Origin of the sequence: Methanosarcina horonobensis HB-1 = JCM 15518 (genome assembly GCF_000970285.1) — an archaeon.
In the GTDB taxonomy this organism is placed as follows: domain Archaea; phylum Halobacteriota; class Methanosarcinia; order Methanosarcinales; family Methanosarcinaceae; genus Methanosarcina; species Methanosarcina horonobensis.
This window is the reverse complement of sequence record NZ_CP009516.1, coordinates 48,662-66,174: the sequence shown is the minus strand read 5'-3', so window position 1 is coordinate 66,174 and position 17,513 is coordinate 48,662. Positions and strand designations below refer to the sequence as shown.

The window sequence follows — 17,513 nt, the reverse complement described above, 5'->3', positions numbered from 1 at the left end:
GGCTCGGAAAAAGCATGACTCAAATAGGCTCATTTGACCTTGAAAGAAAGGCTGCAGTTGTTGCAGTAATTCTTGAAAAACCTCTTGAAGCTTCAAAAAAGGCAGCCGAAAAAGGAGCTGATATTCTCGAAATCCGGCTGGATTTACTGGGAATAAGGGACCTGGAAAAAGCTGCAGAAACAATAAGTAAAATAAAATCCGAAACCGGGCTTCCTGTACTCGTTACTAACCGTTCCGTGGCAGAAGGAGGAAAGTGGGAAGGAAAAGAAGAAGATAGAACAGGACTTCTTACAGGCCTCCTTTCTTTTAAAGATGGTCCGGATGCTATTGACATCGAGCTCTCTGCCGGCAGGAAAGAAAGAGATAAAGTTATAAAAGCGGCTAAAGACCAAGGAAAAACCGTAATCGTCTCTTCCCACGACTTTTTAAAAACTCCTTCTCTTCAGGATATGAGGACAACTCTTGAGGAAATGTTTCTTACAGGGGCAGATATTGCCAAACTTGCAGTCATGCCCCAATCAATGGAAGACACCCTTAACCTGCTGAGAGTTGCTCTGGACTTTAAGAATGCAGGAAAACCGGTATGTACCATTGCAATGGGCAGGCAAGGAAAGCATACAAGAGTGGTTGCCCCTCTCTATGGTTCAGTCCTGACATATGGTTCGATAGAAAGTGATGCAACTGCGGCTCCAGGTCAGCTTCCGGTAGACGAAATTAAGAAAATAATGGAAATGCTAAAATGAAGCAAGTTTTTGGTGTATTTGGAGACCCTGTAGGTCATTCCCTTTCCCCTGCCATGCATAGTGCAGCTTTTTCAGCCCTTAGTATGGACTGCATCTATCACGCTTTCAGGGTCAGACCGGAAAAACTGGGAAAAGCGATTCTCGGAGCCGAAGCTATGGGATTTGGAGGGCTTAACCTGACAGTGCCCTTAAAAGAGGAAGCTCTGAAACTGGACTTCATCAAGCCTGATCCCCTTGCAAAGAGAATCGGAGCAATAAATACTGTGGTCTTCGAAAAATCAGGAATCCAGGGGTATAACACTGACGGACTGGGAGCAAGGCAGGCGCTTCTGGATAGTGCAGTGGAAATTGGGGGGTCCAGAATTGTGGTTGCAGGGGCAGGAGGGGCAGCAAGGGCAGTTACTTTCCAGCTCGCAGCTGATGGAGCCGATATAACAGTAATAAACAGGACTGAAGAAAGGGCAATCGAACTTGCAAAAGAGATCTCGGCTGCAGCCCTTCCGGGAAAAGTAAGCGGTACCGGGCTTTCAGGGTTAAAAGAACTGTTGCGGGATGCAGATGTCCTGATAAATACCACAACTCTCGGAATGCACCCGAACACAGATACTACTATTGCAACAGCAGAAGAACTTTACAGCGACCTTACTGTTTTTGATATAGTTTATAACCCACTTGAGACAAGGCTTTTAAAAGAAGCAAAGGCTGCAGGAGCAAAAACAATAAGCGGAGTTTTAATGCTCGTCTATCAGGGAGCAGAAGCTTTCAGACTCTGGACAGGAGTTGAACCTCCGGTAGAGCTTATGAAAAAAACAGTACTGGAGGCTCTGCAGGCTTGAATATGAATTATGAAACCGAACAGATAAAAGCAGAAGATCATTACCATCCCACATACTCAACCCGGAGCCATCCTGAAATCCGGAGAATTCCCGATCCTGAAAAAAAGAACTCCGAAAAAACGAAGGTTCTTATCCTTGGCGGAACCGGAGAGATGGGGCAGTGGTTCACCCGTTTTTTTAAAGAAAGAGGCTATGAGGTTACTGTCTGGGGAAAAGGCGGAAAAGTTGAGATCGCGAGAAAACTGGATGTACCTTTTGCTTCTGACCTTGAGGCAGTTATCCCTGAGAGCGACATAGTGATAGTATCCGTTCCAATTAATGCAACGGAGGAAACTATTGCAGAAGTCGCCCCAAAGATGAAAGCGGGCAGTCTTCTTATGGATTTTACCTCAACCAAGGTAAGACCTGTTGAAGCTATGCGGAGATTTGCACCTGGTGATGTTGAGATCCTTGGAACTCACCCTATGTTCGGGCCGACAATTCCGACAATAAGGGGGCAAACCGTAATTCTCGTCCCTGTAGAAGGGCGCTCGGAAAAATGGTTTCCCGTAATCAGGCAGCTTTTTGAAGAAAACGGCGCACACGTTGAGATCACAACCGCAGCCGAACATGACAGGCTGGTCTCAGTAGTACAGGGGCTTACTCATTTTGCTTATATCACTATAGGGACAACCATTGACAGGCTTGATTTTGATATCAAAAAGTCCAGGAAATTCGTAAGTCCGGTTTACAGCATAATGCTTGACTTTGTGGGCAGGATTCTGGGCCAGAACCCCTACCTTTATGCCCTGATTCAGATGGAAAACCCTGGTGTTCCTGAGGTTCATGAAGCATTTATAAAGGAATGTGAGGAACTTGCCGGCCTTGTGAGGGCGCACGATGAAGAAGGCTTTGTAAGAAAGATGAAAGCAGCTGCCCGGAAATATGATGATACGGCTCATGCCCTGCGCAGGTCGGACAAACTGATTAATTCCAGGATAACCGAATATGAAACCATCCTGAACTCCATAGGGAAAGTCTGTGGCTTTTCTCACATTTATTCAGGAAATATCCATGTGGGCAGACTGGAGAAGGTGGGACCTAACGAGATAGTCCTTACAAAACTTGTCTCAAAAGGGACTGCTCCTCATATCAAGAATAAGTTCATAAAACTTAAGCTTGAAAACCTTCGCCTCCTTTCAGAATCCGAATTGAGGGAATGGAGAAAAGAAAAACTGAAGCATTCGATAAGGGATATCTCAGTCCTGATCCCGGAAGGCGCCGATCCTGAAATAGTCCTCGGAGCAGTGAGTACAAACGAGCAACTTGCAGACTGCCAAATCAGCGACATCTACGATGAGTTTAACAGAACAGAACCTGAAAAGTTAATATGTGAAACAGGAAAACTGGGAGTTACTTACAGGATAACTATCTTTGGAGATTGTAATGCAGATTCTATAGAAAGTGAAGTGACAACCCTTCTTTGCGGGCTAGGGTGCCGGATAAGGGAGAAAAACCTGAAGTACAGGGAATGAAAGGGCCTTTCCCTTTGTCGGGCTTGATAAGTAGAGAAACGCATATAAACAATAACTTGATAGAAATCATAATGTCCCAGGTTAAATGGAAAATCTCTCTTTTATTTGCACTTATCACTCTTTCTATATTTTTCTCACTTCTATTGAATGGGGATAAGTTTGTTGAAAATAGTGGAAATGCAGCGAATACCACAACAGTAGCCGGAGTTTCCGGAGAAAATCAGATAATAAGTCTCATAAACAGGCTGGAAACTGGCAATGACAGTGAAACAAAGTTAAATGCCGCAACCGAACTTGGTAGACTTGGAAAGCCAGCTGCCAGCGCTCTTATTGAAAAGATTGAAACCGAAAATTCAAGCTCTGGAGGAGAAATAAGAAGTTATATGCTTCTGGCACTTCTTGAAACCGGAGATGAAAGAGCGGAAAACAGTCTTTCGGAAAACCTTGGCGAAAAAGAAGCCTCAAACGTGACCGCAACCGAAGGCGCAGTCGGAAAACAGAGCCAGGGAGAGGTCCCGGAAGATATCATGCAGGCTATAGAAGCTAAAGATAAAGCCATGCGAGAGAGCCTTGCAAAGTCCTTAAACGTTGAGTACGGAAACGATACAGACCTTCTTGAAGAGGCTCTCAAGGCTGAAGAACAGAATTCTACTCTCTATACTTCATTCGCACTTTCAAAATTCGAATCTGGGGAAGAATCTGAAGAGTCGGGAAACGAAACTGAGAAACTCCTTGAAGCTCTTAAAAGCCAGAAAGGATATGTAAGAGTTGCAGCTGCAATGGCTCTTGGACAAAAAAAGGAAAAAGCCGCAACAGATCCCTTACTGAAGATGCTTACTCAGGATTACCCTCTGGCGGGACACAGTGCAGCTATGGCGCTTGGAGAACTCGGAGATGAAAGAGCTGTGGATACCCTGATGACAGAACTGAAAAATAACGAGAAAGATTACATCAGGAGCAGCACTGCAGTTGCACTTGGGAAGATGGGAGCAGAAGAAGCCGTACCCTATCTTATTGAGAGACTGAGAGATACGAAGGCCTCGGTAAGGAGTAATTCAGCTCTTATACTTGGGAAAATGGGAGACGAATCAGCAGTTGAACCCCTGATAGAAGTCCTGGAAAGCGGAAAAGAAGCTGAAGGAAGAAGAATAGATACTCTGAATACATATCCAGATGTCAGAAAAAGCGTTGTTCTTGCCCTTGGAGGAATAGGAGGAACTGAGGCTACGCAAGAGTTAACCGTTGTACTGACGGATGATGGAGAAATGCCTGAGGTAAGAGTAGCTGCAACCTCTGCTCTTGGGAACATAGGAAGCCCTGAAGCTGTAAACACTCTTAAAATGGTGTTTGATAACCAGAGCATGAATACAGACATCAGAAACGGAGCCCTTCTTGCTCTTGGTAAAACTAAAAACAAGGAAGCTGCAGGGTTTTTTATAGAAAAACTGGGTGATAAAGACTTTGGAGCCAGTGCCAGAGAAGCCCTTATAGAGATGGGAGAAGTAGCAGTTGAACCTCTTATAGAAAACCTGAACACGGAAGACCAGAGAATTAAGGATGAGATCGCACTGATTCTTATTGAAATTGGGGACCCAAGAGCAGTTGAGCCTCTTATTAAGGCTTATCAGTAACTCAAAAATTCTGAGGAAATTTCAAAAAGCGGCTTAAAAAGCCGCATCCTCTTTTATTCCGGTACTCATTTTTGTTTCTCTGTTCTGATATTCCGGAATTCTTCTTCCTTGAATTCTATTGTCCGAATTCCGTTCTGTCAACAAATCTGTTTGACTGCCAGCTCAGCTTTATGTTTTTTATTTTCGGAAAATATGAAATCTGCTCCTGCCGCCGAAAGCAATGAACTGGTGTAGAGATTCTGGCACTCGACTATTACCTGCTTTCGTGAACCGTACTCAACTATTTTTCCAGATTTCATTACGGCAATGTTATCACATATATAAGCAGCTGCAGCGATATCGTGAGTAATAAAAATGAATGTTATCCCTAATTTTTCATTCATTTCAAGTATAAGGTTAAGGATATCGACACCTATGGAAGCATCAAGCATGGAAATTGGCTCGTCGGCTATTATTATATCAGGACTGGTAATTATCGCCCTGGCAACGGCCACACGCTGGCGCTGCCCACCGCTGAGAGAACGGGGATACTTGTGGAGGTACTCATCAACAGGGGTCAGGCCTACGGACTCAAGGACACTGCGTACTTTATCGGCACTACAATGGCTTTTATGCTTTATGAGATATGGTTCGGTCACAATTTCTTCAATGGTCATCATGTGGCTCAGGGAATCATAGGGGTCCTGGAAAATCACCTGGACTTCAGGTTTCCTTAATCCGCTGTTCCCATCTTTCAGATCGGTAAAGGATATGACTCCTGATGTTGGTTTAAGGAGACCGAGTATCAATTTAGCTAGAGTAGTCTTACCGCTTCCGCTTTCTCCTATGATTCCAAGTATCCTATTTTTTTCCACGGAAAGAGACACGCCATCAAGAGCGGTGACAGATGAACTGCCTTTAAATAATCTTTTACTCCTGAATACCTTTGTAACGTTAGCAACCCTGACAAGTTCATTTTCGTTCATTTTTATCCCTCAACGTGACATAAGTGACATGATACCCTGGAATTGCCAGTACATTCAGGAGGTTTTTTCTCCCTGCAAATCTCGGAACTCCTTTCGCATCTTTCCAGAAATTCACATCCCTGGTACACTTTCAAGGTAGATGGTGGCCTACCGGGTATGCCCTTTACCCTTACAGGTTCCACCATAAGGGGTAACCTTGAGCTTAACAATTTTTGTGTATACGGATGACGCGATCTCCTCAGTATCTCTTCTTTTGTACCCGTTTCCACGATTCTTCCTGCATACATTATGTAAATCCGGTCACAAATTCTGGAAATAGTATGCAGGTCATGGGAAATCACAAGCAAGGAAGTCTCTTTTTCTCTTGCCATATTCTTCAGCAGATCTATGATTTGCAGCTGTATCATCGCATCAAGGGCGGTGGTGGGCTCATCGGCAATTATCAGCTCGGGAGAGAGGAGCATGGAAAGAGCAGTCATGAGCCTCTGGCGCTGTCCTCCGCTGAATTCATAGGGGAAAGCGTTCATCCTTCCCGGATCTATAGACACAAGGGAAAGCATATCGCGGCTGAGAGCAAGCATTTCTTTCTCAGGCATGTCAACATGAGCACTGATAGTCTCCATAAACTGTTTTTTAACACGAACAAGCGGGTTGAGCGCATTCATGGAAGACTGAGGTATGAATCCTATGTGTCTGCCCCTAAGCTCCCGCATTTTTTCCCTGCTGAACTTCTGAATATCCTCACCCATGAAACTAATCTTTCCTGACATTTGCCTGTTGCGGGTATTTATATCAAGAACACTCATGGCAAGGGTTGATTTCCCGCAGCCCGACTCTCCTATCAGACCCACGATTTCTCCTCTTTCAATTTGGAGGTTCACATTTTTCAGCACATGGTGGATCCCCATTTTCGTAACGAAATTGACTGTAAGTCCTTCAATATCAAGTACAGGCATCAATAATCACCTTCAAGGGATTGTCCCAGAAGCACAAATCCGAGTACAAGCAGTGTTATGCATGTCCCTGCAGGCAGCAGCCACCACATCCACGCATCCGTGAAAAATATCATCGGATAGGATATTGCATATTTTATCATGGTCCCCCAGCTCGGGTAAGAAGGGTCTCCAAGCCCCAGAAAAGCAAGCCCCGACTCCGACAGAATGGCACGGATTGACTGCATTACAATCGTGGTTACCATAATGGGATACATGTCCGGCACAATATGTTTCCTGACCACATACCAGGGCCTTGCCCCGGATACCCGGGCAAAATCCACATGTCCGGATACTTTGAGAGTCCTGGTCTGGGCTCTTGTGATTCTTGCACCTACGGGCCATCCCATAATTATCAGAATGAAAATAATATTCCAGATGTTAGGCCTCAGGTATGCTGCAAGGATGAGGATGAGGGGAAGGTCCGGGATCATGAGAAAAATATCAACTCCTCTCATCAGGATCCTGTCAAAGGTCCCACCCACATATCCTGAGAATACCCCTCCGAGGGTACCTATTACCAGCACTCCGAGAGATACGACAGAAGCAACCGTAAGTGAAGTCCTTGAGCCGTACAGGAGCTCTGTGAAGATATCTCTTCCCACATCATCGGTACCAAGCGGGTGAGCGTTATCCGGAGAAAGCAAAGGCTGGCTTGAGAAATCAGAGAACCCGTAAGGAGCCAGGAGAGGTGCGGTTGCAGCCATTACAATAAAAAAAGCCAGAATTGTAAGACCTGCAATTCCTTTTGGAGTTTTTAATCTCTGTGAGACAGTCTTTTCGTGCATACTCACTCCTGTCCTGCCCTGCCGTCAATATATGAACATACGATATCGGCTGCGTAGTTACATGTCAGCACAAAGAGGGACATGAAAACAAAAGCTCCCTGAAGGACAGGATAATCCCTTTCGATAAACGCATTGTAAACAAGAAGCCCCATTCCTGGGTACGAGAATACCGTCTCCACGAACAAGGTTCCTCCTACCATGAATCCGAGCATCGCAGCTACCTGATTCACCACTGGCCCGATAGAGTTGAGAAGTATGTGTCTCTTAACGTGACGGTCTTTCAAACCCCTTGCAATATCCATAAGGACATAGGGACGTTCAAGCTGCTGGGAACAGACGTTTCTTACGAGCAGGTATGTGCCTGGCATCTCAAAAGCTGAAAGGCATGCCAATGGAAGTACCAGGTGGGAAGCAACGTCTTTTACCATTGAGGAAAAATCCTGATAATCCATGTATGGGGTCAGAGCTCCCGAAACCGGGAACAGGCCCAGCCTGTACCCAAAAAGGAAGATGAAAATTGACCCTAAAAAGAATACAGGGACGGACCTGAACAAAGGTATCACGATAAGCAGCAGGTTGTCCAGCCTTTTTTCCCGGTTCCAGGAGGATTCGAGCCCGAGCAAAATTCCCAGCACTGTGGACAGCAGCAGTGCGGTCCCCATCAGAAGCAGGGTCCATGGCAACCTGCCGGAGATTACGTCAACTACGGGCACATTGTAGAATATCGAATAACCAAAATCCAGGTGCGCTGCATCTATCAAATAGTGAACGAACTGTAAGTGCAGGGGGTCGTTTAAGTGATAGTAGTCCATCAGCCTGGACTTTGTCTCATCATCGATGACCACCGGTAAGTCGGCACTCTGGCTCCCGAGCACGCTTAACAGTGGACCCCCGGGCATAAAGCGAGGCAGAAAAAAATTGACAGTAAGAATCAAAAAAAATGTGAGGGCATACTCCAGCCCTCTTGATAAAACATGTCCCCACTGAACTCTGTCCGACAATCACAACACCTGTTCATTACCTTTTTTGTCTGTACAGCATGAGAACAACTGCAAATGCCATCACTGCCGTCAGGATGCCAGGAGCATTCATTGAAGGAGAGTTTGTACTGGCAGTATTGTTTTTTTCAGAGGCAGTACTCTGGCCTTTCCATTCTCCGTAGATGAAAACCAGTTTGTTGTATTCTGTGGGAACTCCACCTCCCACACCTCCGGGTGTGTAGAAGAAGCCATCGAACTTGTCCTGGTTACATGCACTGTAAACGTTCCTGTACAGGAGGGGAATGGTCGGGACATTCTCCGCGATCAAAACCTGCATCCGGTCTACGAGTTCCTTACGTTCCCCTTCGTCCAGGGTACTCATCTGCTGGTTTGCCAGGGATGCGAATTCGGTGTTATTCCAGCCCGTGGACACAGGGAAAGAATTTAACATCCTCTCAGGATCTGTTGAAGTGCCGTGGGAATAGATAGCCAGGTCAAAGTTGCCTGCATTTACCAGGCCATCCACGGTTTTTGTGTCTCCGGGCTTAAGGACCACTCCAATGCCCACGTTCTTCAGATAACTCTGGACAAGTTCTGCAATCCTCTGGTTCTGCTGGTCCGAGGTATACAGTAACTGGAACTCAAGCTTTTCGCCGTCCGGGGTAAGCCTGATCCCGTCCGAACCAACTTCATCATACCCTGCCTCGTCAAGGATTTTACCGGCAGCTTCAGGGTCATATGCGTACTGTGTTACATCTGAGTTATACCAGCCGGAGTAAGGAGGCACGTACCCCGCGCTGCCTGCAACACCTCCGCCGTGAAGTACCTTATTCTGGATTTCCTCACAGTCAAGGGAATGGTAAATTGCTTTTCTAATCTCGGTATTTTCAAGGATTGAATTTGCAGGGATGTTGAATCTCAGCCTGTAAACCCAGTATCCTGGACCCTGGATCACTTTCATGTTTTCCGAATCTTTCAGGGCCTGAACCTGATCAAGGGTAAGGCTGGCTTCGTCTGCATCGCCTACTTTAAGAGAAATCACAGGGTCAGTGGATTTCACGAAGATAAGAGTATCAATAACCGGTTTTCCAAGGAAATAGTTCTCGTTTGCAGAATATTTGTAGGACTGCTGATCTTTGTTATAGTCTTCAAGGATGAAAGGCCCTGTTCCGATAGCTGCTTTGTCATCCATATATTTTGTCGGGTCAGAGACATCTTTCCAGATGTGTTCCGGCATGATAGGAATTACAGCAGCTACCTGCTGCATGAAAGGCGCATATGGCCGGTTGAGCTTTATCCGGACTGTATATTTATCCGGGGCTTCCACACTTTCAATGACTGCAGTATTATACCAGCCTGCTCCGATCGGGCTTATTGCTGCTTTACCTTGAATATAATCGTACGTGAAGATTACATCATCTGCAGTGAACGGTTCGCCGTCGTGCCAGGTCACGTTTTCCCGAAGGTAGAAGGTCCAGGTAAGCCCGTCAGGTGAATTCTCCCAGGAACTGGCAAGCAGCCCTGTGAAGTTTCCTGTCTCATCAGGCCAGACCAGCGAGTCAAAACAGAAACTCGTCATTACATAACCCGGACCCCTGGGGTAAAAGGTCAGTGGAGAAGGAAATCCCCAGTCACCACCGCTTGCTCCCCAGGTTGCTTTGAAAACTCTGTTACTTTCCTCCACGGTGTTTTCTGCGGTTGCAGCAGCCGATGAGAGGAAAAGAGGACCGAATACGGAACTGATAATAAAAAAGGATAAGAGAACTGAGAATACTTTTTCGACTTTCATTTTTACCAGCCTCTGGTATACTCATCATAACAGGATATGCAGACTATTTCTCCATTCTGCATTCTGGCGCGGGATTCTGCAAACATTTCCCCGCACTTTGAGCACTTTACCGAATTAAAGATCCTGGCTTTTTGGGGAATTTCCACGTTTACATGTTTTATGTCGAACATTTCTTCAGCCGGCATTTCTCTCATGTATTCCGAGATACAATTCATCCGTGTTCTGAAGTCCAGTGTTTCGGATTCGGTAGCTGTACCTGACATCACTTTGGGACGAAGCTCGCTTAACTCAAGGTCAAGGTTCTCAATGTTAAAATCGGATTTCAGTACAACCCTGACGGCTTTGCCGCTGTCTCTGCATATGAAAGTGAAAGCCTGCTTCCCATAATCCCTGTAGATAAGGTTGCCTTTTCCAATAGTGCAGCCCGTTACAACCTGAACCGCATCAACTCCACAGGCATCGTTTTCAACAATAGTCACAAGCTCTTCATCGATATCCCTGTCAACACAAAGCTCTTGTGTGCCGGCTCTGGCAGCCATATAACCTATAGTCAGCCCCGGACACACATGCCCGTGAAACTTTGAAACCTCGGAAAAGGGAACTATTTGATCTACCCCTGTATTTTCGTGTGAACATTCTCCAGCCATTTTGATCAAGAATGATTACTTTTGTAATACGTATTATATTTTTCTAAATAATTATTATCAACAATTAATAAAAGAATTAACCATATTAAAATTCCAGCTATATAATAATATCTTAATCGGCATAATTTACCGAAAAAAAGCTATTGAAGAATAAATTAGAAGTTTTAAGGAGACGGATCTCCAGATCAGAAGGAAGATTGCAAGAAAAAAAGAAGTATTTTCGGAGCTTGGCGGCAGCATATAAATGTATTTATTAGAGTTAACCTCAACAAATTTAAATACTCATATTTATCACATTAAATTGAAGAAATAACATTAAATTGCCTTATTTCTTTATTTTTTATAAACTAATATTAAATGATTATTGAGACGCATAAGTCGCAATTATGAAAACAATAAAACCGTGATTATAGACCGTGAAACTGTTTATATAGGTCCTGGCGTTTGAGGAAAAGGATATTCTAGCTTATCTTTGGAAAAAAACTAAGAGTAAGAATTAGAACAAGAGAAAAGCCTGATTTTTCTGCTGATTGAAATCGGAGATGAGAGGGAAATAGAACCTCCCATCAAGTACCTGAAGACAAATACCGACTTAACCTGAAACTCAGAAAACTAAGCTTAAACCAGGCGGATAAGGTCTTCAAGTGCAGCTTTAGGATCTGCAGCTTTTACAATTCCGGAAGCAAGGAGTACACCCTGCGAGCCAAGGTCAAGGGCGGCTCTTAGATCTTCACCTTTTGAAATTCCTGCGCCGCAAAGTACTTTTACATCAGGGTTGATCTTTGCAACGGCTTCAACCGAACCACTAACAACTTCGGGATCAGCTTTTGAGACAGGAATTCCACTGCCTATGAGCTCCGGCGGCTCAATTGCTACATAATCGGGCTCAAGGGCTGCAGCTGCGGCAGTTGTGGGAACGTTATTGGTGCAGATAACCGCCCTCAGTCCGAATTCTTTTGCTGCCTTGAGAGAAGCTTCGATTTCTGCAAGGGTCAGACGCCTTTCAGAGTGATTGATCAGAGTCCCGACAGCTCCTGCTTCTTTTACACATTTTCCGAAAACATGACCTGTAAAGCTTCCTGCTCCTATGCCGTCCAGGTGCTGGGAAAAAACCGGAAGTTCAACCTCGGAAGCTACCCTGTAAATATCAGGAAGCTGAGGAGCTACTGCGATCTCGATACCTGATTCTTCGGACACGGCTTTGCAGGCTTTTGCAATTTCAACTGCTCCCTGGCCTGTACCCTGTATGTAGGTCTTATAGTTCAGTAAAATGAATGGTGAACTCAAGGAAGATACCCTCCTGAAAAGTGAAAAGAAAATGAAAAAGAAAAAGCGTGGAAACTCACACTTTCTCAGAGAATCTCTGCCGGAAATTTTGCCGTATTTTTGTTATTACGGTTTAGCTGTTTTTAATAGCTAATAAAACCGTTTTAACAGTATCCGACAGCTCTTTTTTTCGGAAAATTTTCAAAACCTGTTCAGAAGTCTGTCATGACCCTGAACTGGTCGATTTCTGGCTTGTTAAGGCTGTTGATGAACTGTTCAGCCACTTCCCTGACATCCTTTGCATTGGTAATGGCCCTGCCGACCACAAGGATATCAGCACCCTGAGCGATAGCTACAGGCACCTTGTCAAGACGTACTCCGCCTGCAACTGCAACCAGAGCCTTTGGAGCGATCTTTTTGATTTCTGCAATGTTGCCCCATGCATGTTCTGTGCCTTCGATGTCTATTCCGCGGTGGAGTTCAATGACATCGGGCATAATTTTGAGCTGCTTTAAGACGGAAACCGGGTCGTGCTGGTTAAGTGTGTCCATAACTGCGTAGATGCCTGTCTTGTGGGCTTCCTCAATAAGCTTGTCAATGGTGCTAATGGGGGCAAGGGCTGAAACTACAATAGCATCGCCTGCGGCATCTGCAACCATTCTGGCTTCAAGGTTTCCGGTATCCAGAGTCTTTAAGTCAGCAACAATGAAGGCGTCCGGTCTTACCTGCCTGATCTTGGAAATCACGTCTGTGCCATAGCGCTTGATAAGGGGCGTACCTGCTTCAATAATTACGTGGTCGCTCTTCGGGATGTCTGAGATAGCAGAAAGCACGAACTCAAGGTTCGGGTTGTCAAAAGCAATCTGAAGGTATGGTGGGTCCCAGAGCCTTGTGACTTTGAAGCCCATGATAGCATGTGTGGACTTGTTGCTTTCCTCAAGTACGGTGTCAATATCCGGGAAGCCTTCAAGTGCTCTTTTGATTGCGAGCTTTGTTGCGCCATAGTTGTATCTATAGATCTTGTTATAGTCCTGGGCTTCTGGGTGGATAAAAACGCTTGCTACAATGACAAGATCTTCAACCTGGTCTTTCGGGATCACGCCTTCTTCTACAGAGTCTGCTACTGCCTTTGCAACTGCTGACTGGGCAGGTCCGAAAATTCTTGCTGCCTGGTCCATGTTCTTCACTGTAACCTTCGGGATAATAAGTGTCGAAGGCTTTGGCGGTAAGTTTGGCCTGATAACTGAAAGAAGAGGGGTGTGCCCGGCTGAGAGCTGAGTAAGGCCGTTTGCAAAAGCCTGTCCTACAGGACCTCCCTTGTCTCCTATCATCAAATCAACGTGGGCAAGTTCCGAGCCCTGCCCCATTAATGCTTCTCCTATCTGAAACATGTTTAACCTCGTGAATCGGTAAATGTGAGATGCAGATTATCGATAACATATACTGTGCAGAGTATTGATAGTATGCATGTAAAGTATAACAGCTGTGCATCTTAAATGAATTTGTTATCAAATTCAGGGCTAAGCGTAACCCTTTTGCCAGCTTAATGCCAGCTTTATATAAATAATCTCGTATCCCCCATAAGAGTTTTCTATCCCTGCACAGTGCCTTACGAATTCGATTATACAATAATAATACTTTTGAGAACTCCTGATTAAAGGAGAATTTTAGGGCACATATCGTTCAGGACACAAATTCCGCACCTGGAAGATACAGGCCGGCAGACATTTTGCCCGAATTTTACAAGCAAAATATTTACGTGCCTCCAGTACTTCTGCGGCAGGATCTTTTTTAGTTCTATTTCTGTCTCCTCAGGATTCTTTGTTACTACCAGCCCAAGCCTGTTAGAAATCCTGTGGACATGTGTATCTACAGCAAGAGCATCTTCTTTGAGAAATGCATGCGCAAGTACACAGTTAGCCGTTTTCCTGCCGACTCCGGGAAGTTTCAGGAGAGTTTCCATTTCATCCGGAACTGTGCCGTTGTATTCTTCCAGCAAAATTCTGGAGATTTCCTTTATCCTTCCCGCTTTGACCCTGTAAAAGCCCACATCTTTTATGAGAGCTTCAATTTCTTCAACATCGGCCTCGACCATTTCCTCAGGGGTTGAGAATCTCTCAAAAAGTCTCTCTGCTGCAGGATATGTTACATCGTCACGGGTCCTGTGTGACATGACTGTGGAGATTAATGCGAAAAAAGGTTCCCGTACGTCTACAGTGCAGCCATCAGGATAAAATTCGAAAAGCCTCCGCATGAGTTCATCAATGTCCATGCCCAGAATTAGTATTCTCTTGATATAAAAAATACCAGATTAAAACATAATTGGGTTGTCAGCTGAAAAAACAAAAGCAGATCCTCTGGAGAAGTTAGATTTAAAACAAAAAAGATTTAGAAAAGATTCGATAAGAATTAAAAGATTTCTTACAGAGAAGTAGAAAGTGTTTAAAAAGCCAAGGTCCGGATTCGAACCGGAATGGTATCGCTCTGCAGGCGATTGCGTAGCCGCTCCGCCACCTTGGCACAAAGTGGATTCTTTTAAAGCACGTTATTGAATATATAGTTTTAGGCTAAATCAATTATTAGAAGAGAAAGCCAAGATCCGGATTCGAACCGGAATGGTATCGCTCTGCAGGCGATTGCGTAGCCGCTCCGCCATCTTGGCATTTTTGATCACGTATTAGCCGTGTAGATGCATTTAAAGTAATTTCTTATATATAAATATTTAGCTTAAGGCAATAAACTTCAAAGAATTTGGGAGACACATCAAAAAATAATATATAATCTCCAGAAAGGAGAAACCAAATCAGGATGGAAAAATCATGGTATATGCAATTGATCCTGCCAGAACTACCATAATTATGACAATTAAGATGATCAGGAAAGTAGGCAGGAGTACAGCTATCGCTGATTTAACCATACTTACATCGTGTACGATCATGCCGCCCAAGATATAGAGATATATTCCGTAAAACCCAAAGATCCAGCCGATAAACGGAATCCAGGAAAGCAGCATCACTGCAGTCGCATAAGATATGAATCTTACAGTACCTTCATAGCTCCCTTTTCCTCCAAGCACTTTATAGATGATATAAAGTATTGCAGCTCCGATAAAGATGGAGATAATACCTATAATAGGCATCATGATTGCCATCATAAGGGCGGTAGTAAGACCATACCCTCCTGAACCCATTCCATACCCATACATACCTCCATATCCAGACATGCCTCCCATCATACCGCGGTTAAAAAGTGCAGTCAAAAGTCCGTATATGAAATAGCTGATTGCTGCAAAAGTGAGCGGCTCAGCGTATCCTCCGGCCGTTGGCATTTTTCTATAAAAATTAGACGGCCTTTGTATAACTTCTTTCCAAGTTTCTATATAATCCATAGTTATCCCAATAAAAAATAGGCAGAGTTTTTATAAAAGGATTTGTAAGGAAAAAATGAAAGTTTATTACCAGATAAAGCAGGATAATTCGAACCATAAAACAAAAAATAAATTTGTCCGTTAAAAATGCCTCTTCTTTGTTTACCCAATTGTCAACAGACTCAATCAAGTATTGACGTAAAGGTTTCTCCTTTGCTATAGCTCTCAGACTCTCAAAAGCACATTCATCCACACTTATCAGCCACACTTAGAACCCACTTCTCAAGTTAAAAGTCAAAAATATCTTCACTGTCAGCATTAAATAAGAGACTTTATGGTATTTAAAAACTTTAAATGATTTTTATAATTTTTAGAAGAATTGAAGTCGGTACAGAAATTAGTAGTGTTTTTAAGAGTCGACTAAATATTTAAAGAACGTAATAGAATAATTATAAATTGTGAAAACTATAATTTCCTTTGCATAGGGGGTTTATGTATAAAAGGAAATGAGAAAATTATCGATAGTCTAAACGCTCTTTTAGCTGATGAATTGACTGCTATCAACCAGTACTTTCTTCATGCCGAGATGTGTGAGAACTGGAATTATGACCGTCTGGGTGACGTAATCGAGAAACGATCCATAACTGAGATGAGACACGCAGAGAAGTTGATAGAACGAATCCTCTTCCTCGAAGGGAAGCCAATAGTCATCAATCTGAATAAAATTCACATAGGAGACGAAGTACCGAAAATGCATGAATATGACCACCAGGCCGAAGAAGAGTCAATCAGAGCTTACAATGAAGCCATCCGCCTGGCAGCAGAAGTAGGAGATAATAACACCAAAACTCTCCTCGAATCGTTTCTGAAGGATGAGGAAGAGCACATAGACTGGATAGAAGCCCAGCAGGACCAGATCAATCAGATAGGTATCCAGAATTATCTTGCACAGCAGATCTATGAAAAATGAAGAAAGTGACTACTAAACTCATTACGGCCCAAATATGCTTAAGTCTTGTAGTGTTAACTATAAATTGTAAAAACTATAATTTAATTTGCATAGGGGGTTTATGTTTGAAAGGAGATCAGAAATTAATCGATTGTCTAAACGCTCGTCTGGCAGATGAACTGGCCGCTATCAACCAATACTTTGTCCATGCCGAGATGTGTGAGAACTGGAACTATGATCGGCTGGGTGATGTAATCGAGAAGCGGGCTATTACCGAGATGAGACACGCGGAAAAGCTGATTGAACGCATCCTCTTCCTCGAAGGGAAGCCAATAGTCAGCAATTTGAGCGAAATTCGTATCGGCGGTCAAGTACCGGAAATGCATGATCACGACCACTGGGCCGAAGAGGAGGCTATTAAAGGCTATAATCAAGCCATCCGTCTGGCGGCGGAGCTGGGAGATAACGACACGAAAGTACTTCTAGAGTCGATCCTTAAGGAAGAAACTGAGCATATTGACTGGATCGAAGCCCAGATGGACCAGATCAACCAGGTAGGTGTCCAGAACTATCTGGCTCAGCAGATCCACGAATAAGAGATCTTCTGAATCTATTTTTTGGAGATATCTTGAGGCTACCAGTGAAAAGGCTCTGACAAAGAGCAAATTTCCAATACCCTGAGAATATCTATCTGAATAAAGTCATGAAAGGAAGCATTTAAAATACTCATTTTTTAAAAATTTTTTGTAAGAAAACAAGTAAGATAAACATAAACAGCTAAATTGAGAAGAGATAATCTCAAAGAGTAAAATAAAAGAAAAAATTAATCCAAAATTAAAAAATCAATTTAAAATCAGTTTTAAAATTAGAAGTATTAAAGTATTATAAGGTGAATTTGGCAGCGATCCAGAGTTCCCGAAGGCTCGCACACTTCAGTACAGTAAGGAACGCGGGCAGGCTTATCTGCTGTGTTCGGGATGGGTACAGGAGTTGCCCTGCCGCTATGGCCGCCAAACTCAACCTATAAAATGGATATTTTGTGGAAT

16 protein-coding genes, 2 tRNA genes and 1 rRNA gene are annotated in these 17,513 nt (G+C 43.9%); 6 read left to right on the top strand and 13 right to left on the bottom strand.

Features of this window, described 5'->3' with window-relative positions; all coding sequences use genetic code 11:
• Positions 1 to 14 precede the first annotated feature (14 nt).
• The 4 genes from aroD to MSHOH_RS00260 all read left to right on the top strand — a co-directional run bounded on the left by aroD (position 15) and on the right by MSHOH_RS00260 (position 4,724).
• Positions 15 to 743 carry a type I 3-dehydroquinate dehydratase gene (gene aroD, locus MSHOH_RS00275; protein ID WP_048136634.1) on the top strand — a complete coding sequence of 243 codons (729 nt, stop codon included), beginning with the start codon at positions 15 to 17 and terminating at the stop codon, positions 741 to 743.
• Positions 740 to 1,579: a shikimate dehydrogenase gene (locus MSHOH_RS00270; protein ID WP_048136633.1), complete on the top strand. Its 840-nt coding sequence runs from the start codon at positions 740 to 742 to the stop codon at positions 1,577 to 1,579. Before aroD ends, MSHOH_RS00270 begins: the two co-directional genes overlap by 4 nt.
• Before the next feature lie 2 nt (positions 1,580 to 1,581).
• Positions 1,582 to 3,093, top strand: coding sequence for a prephenate dehydrogenase (locus MSHOH_RS00265; protein ID WP_082089179.1), 1,512 nt, complete (start codon positions 1,582 to 1,584; stop codon positions 3,091 to 3,093).
• Between the two features lie 71 nt (positions 3,094 to 3,164).
• Complete coding sequence (locus MSHOH_RS00260) at positions 3,165 to 4,724, top strand: HEAT repeat domain-containing protein (protein WP_048142926.1); 1,560 nt, start codon at positions 3,165 to 3,167, stop codon at positions 4,722 to 4,724.
• Between the two features lie 137 nt (positions 4,725 to 4,861).
• On the opposite strand, the gene MSHOH_RS00255 is transcribed toward MSHOH_RS00260, so the two are convergent.
• From MSHOH_RS00255 to MSHOH_RS00200, 12 genes are all read right to left on the bottom strand, one after another.
• Entirely contained in the window at positions 4,862 to 5,689 is an 828-nt protein-coding gene (locus MSHOH_RS00255; RefSeq protein WP_048136632.1) for an ABC transporter ATP-binding protein, read from the bottom strand.
• Positions 5,690 to 5,691: 2 nt separating this feature from the next.
• Positions 5,692 to 6,645, bottom strand: coding sequence for an ABC transporter ATP-binding protein (locus MSHOH_RS00250; protein ID WP_048136631.1), 954 nt, complete (start codon positions 6,643 to 6,645; stop codon positions 5,692 to 5,694).
• Positions 6,645 to 7,469, bottom strand: coding sequence for an ABC transporter permease (locus tag MSHOH_RS00245; protein WP_048136630.1), 825 nt, complete (start codon positions 7,467 to 7,469; stop codon positions 6,645 to 6,647). The genes MSHOH_RS00250 and MSHOH_RS00245 overlap by 1 nt, the downstream gene beginning before the upstream one ends.
• Before the next feature lie 2 nt (positions 7,470 to 7,471).
• A complete protein-coding gene (locus MSHOH_RS00240) occupies positions 7,472 to 8,470 on the bottom strand; it encodes an ABC transporter permease (protein ID WP_048136629.1) in 999 nt (332 codons plus the stop codon).
• Positions 8,471 to 8,486: 16 nt separating this feature from the next.
• Positions 8,487 to 10,238, bottom strand: a complete 1,752-nt coding sequence (locus tag MSHOH_RS00235) for an ABC transporter substrate-binding protein (RefSeq protein WP_048136628.1) — start codon at positions 10,236 to 10,238, stop codon at positions 8,487 to 8,489.
• A 2-nt stretch (positions 10,239 to 10,240) separates the two neighbouring features.
• The gene (locus MSHOH_RS00230) at positions 10,241 to 10,885 is read right to left on the bottom strand and encodes an FmdE family protein (RefSeq protein WP_048142925.1); all 645 of its coding nucleotides are present in this window, start codon (positions 10,883 to 10,885) and stop codon (positions 10,241 to 10,243) included.
• A gap of 618 nt (positions 10,886 to 11,503) precedes the next feature.
• Positions 11,504 to 12,172 carry a triose-phosphate isomerase gene (gene tpiA, locus MSHOH_RS00225; RefSeq protein ID WP_048136627.1) on the bottom strand — a complete coding sequence of 223 codons (669 nt, stop codon included), beginning with the start codon at positions 12,170 to 12,172 and terminating at the stop codon, positions 11,504 to 11,506.
• Between the two features lie 191 nt (positions 12,173 to 12,363).
• A complete protein-coding gene (locus tag MSHOH_RS00220) occupies positions 12,364 to 13,542 on the bottom strand; it encodes a bifunctional 5,6,7,8-tetrahydromethanopterin hydro-lyase/3-hexulose-6-phosphate synthase (protein WP_048136626.1) in 1,179 nt (392 codons plus the stop codon).
• Positions 13,543 to 13,805: 263 nt separating this feature from the next.
• Positions 13,806 to 14,423 (bottom strand): endonuclease III domain-containing protein, encoded by a 618-nt coding sequence (locus MSHOH_RS00215; RefSeq protein ID WP_048136625.1) that lies wholly within the window; start codon positions 14,421 to 14,423, stop codon positions 13,806 to 13,808.
• 176 nt (positions 14,424 to 14,599) lie between these two features.
• Positions 14,600 to 14,671: transfer RNA gene (locus tag MSHOH_RS00210), tRNA-Cys, on the bottom strand.
• A 70-nt stretch (positions 14,672 to 14,741) separates the two neighbouring features.
• A tRNA-Cys gene (locus tag MSHOH_RS00205) sits at positions 14,742 to 14,813 on the bottom strand.
• A 141-nt stretch (positions 14,814 to 14,954) separates the two neighbouring features.
• The gene (locus MSHOH_RS00200) at positions 14,955 to 15,539 is read right to left on the bottom strand and encodes a YIP1 family protein (protein WP_048136624.1); all 585 of its coding nucleotides are present in this window, start codon (positions 15,537 to 15,539) and stop codon (positions 14,955 to 14,957) included.
• Positions 15,540 to 15,963: 424 nt separating this feature from the next.
• Here MSHOH_RS00200 and bfr (MSHOH_RS00195) point away from each other — a divergent pair, with 424 nt between their 5' ends.
• Together bfr (MSHOH_RS00195) and bfr (MSHOH_RS00190) are read left to right on the top strand one after the other, a co-directional pair.
• Positions 15,964 to 16,488: a bacterioferritin gene (gene bfr, locus MSHOH_RS00195; protein WP_338037930.1), complete on the top strand. Its 525-nt coding sequence runs from the start codon at positions 15,964 to 15,966 to the stop codon at positions 16,486 to 16,488.
• Positions 16,489 to 16,592: 104 nt separating this feature from the next.
• On the top strand, positions 16,593 to 17,063 hold the full coding sequence (gene bfr, locus MSHOH_RS00190; protein WP_048142923.1) for a bacterioferritin: 471 nt from the start codon (positions 16,593 to 16,595) through the stop codon (positions 17,061 to 17,063).
• A 297-nt stretch (positions 17,064 to 17,360) separates the two neighbouring features.
• Here bfr (MSHOH_RS00190) and rrf read toward each other — a convergent pair.
• A 5S ribosomal RNA gene (gene rrf, locus MSHOH_RS00185) occupies positions 17,361 to 17,482 on the bottom strand.
• Positions 17,483 to 17,513: the final 31 nt, after the last annotated feature.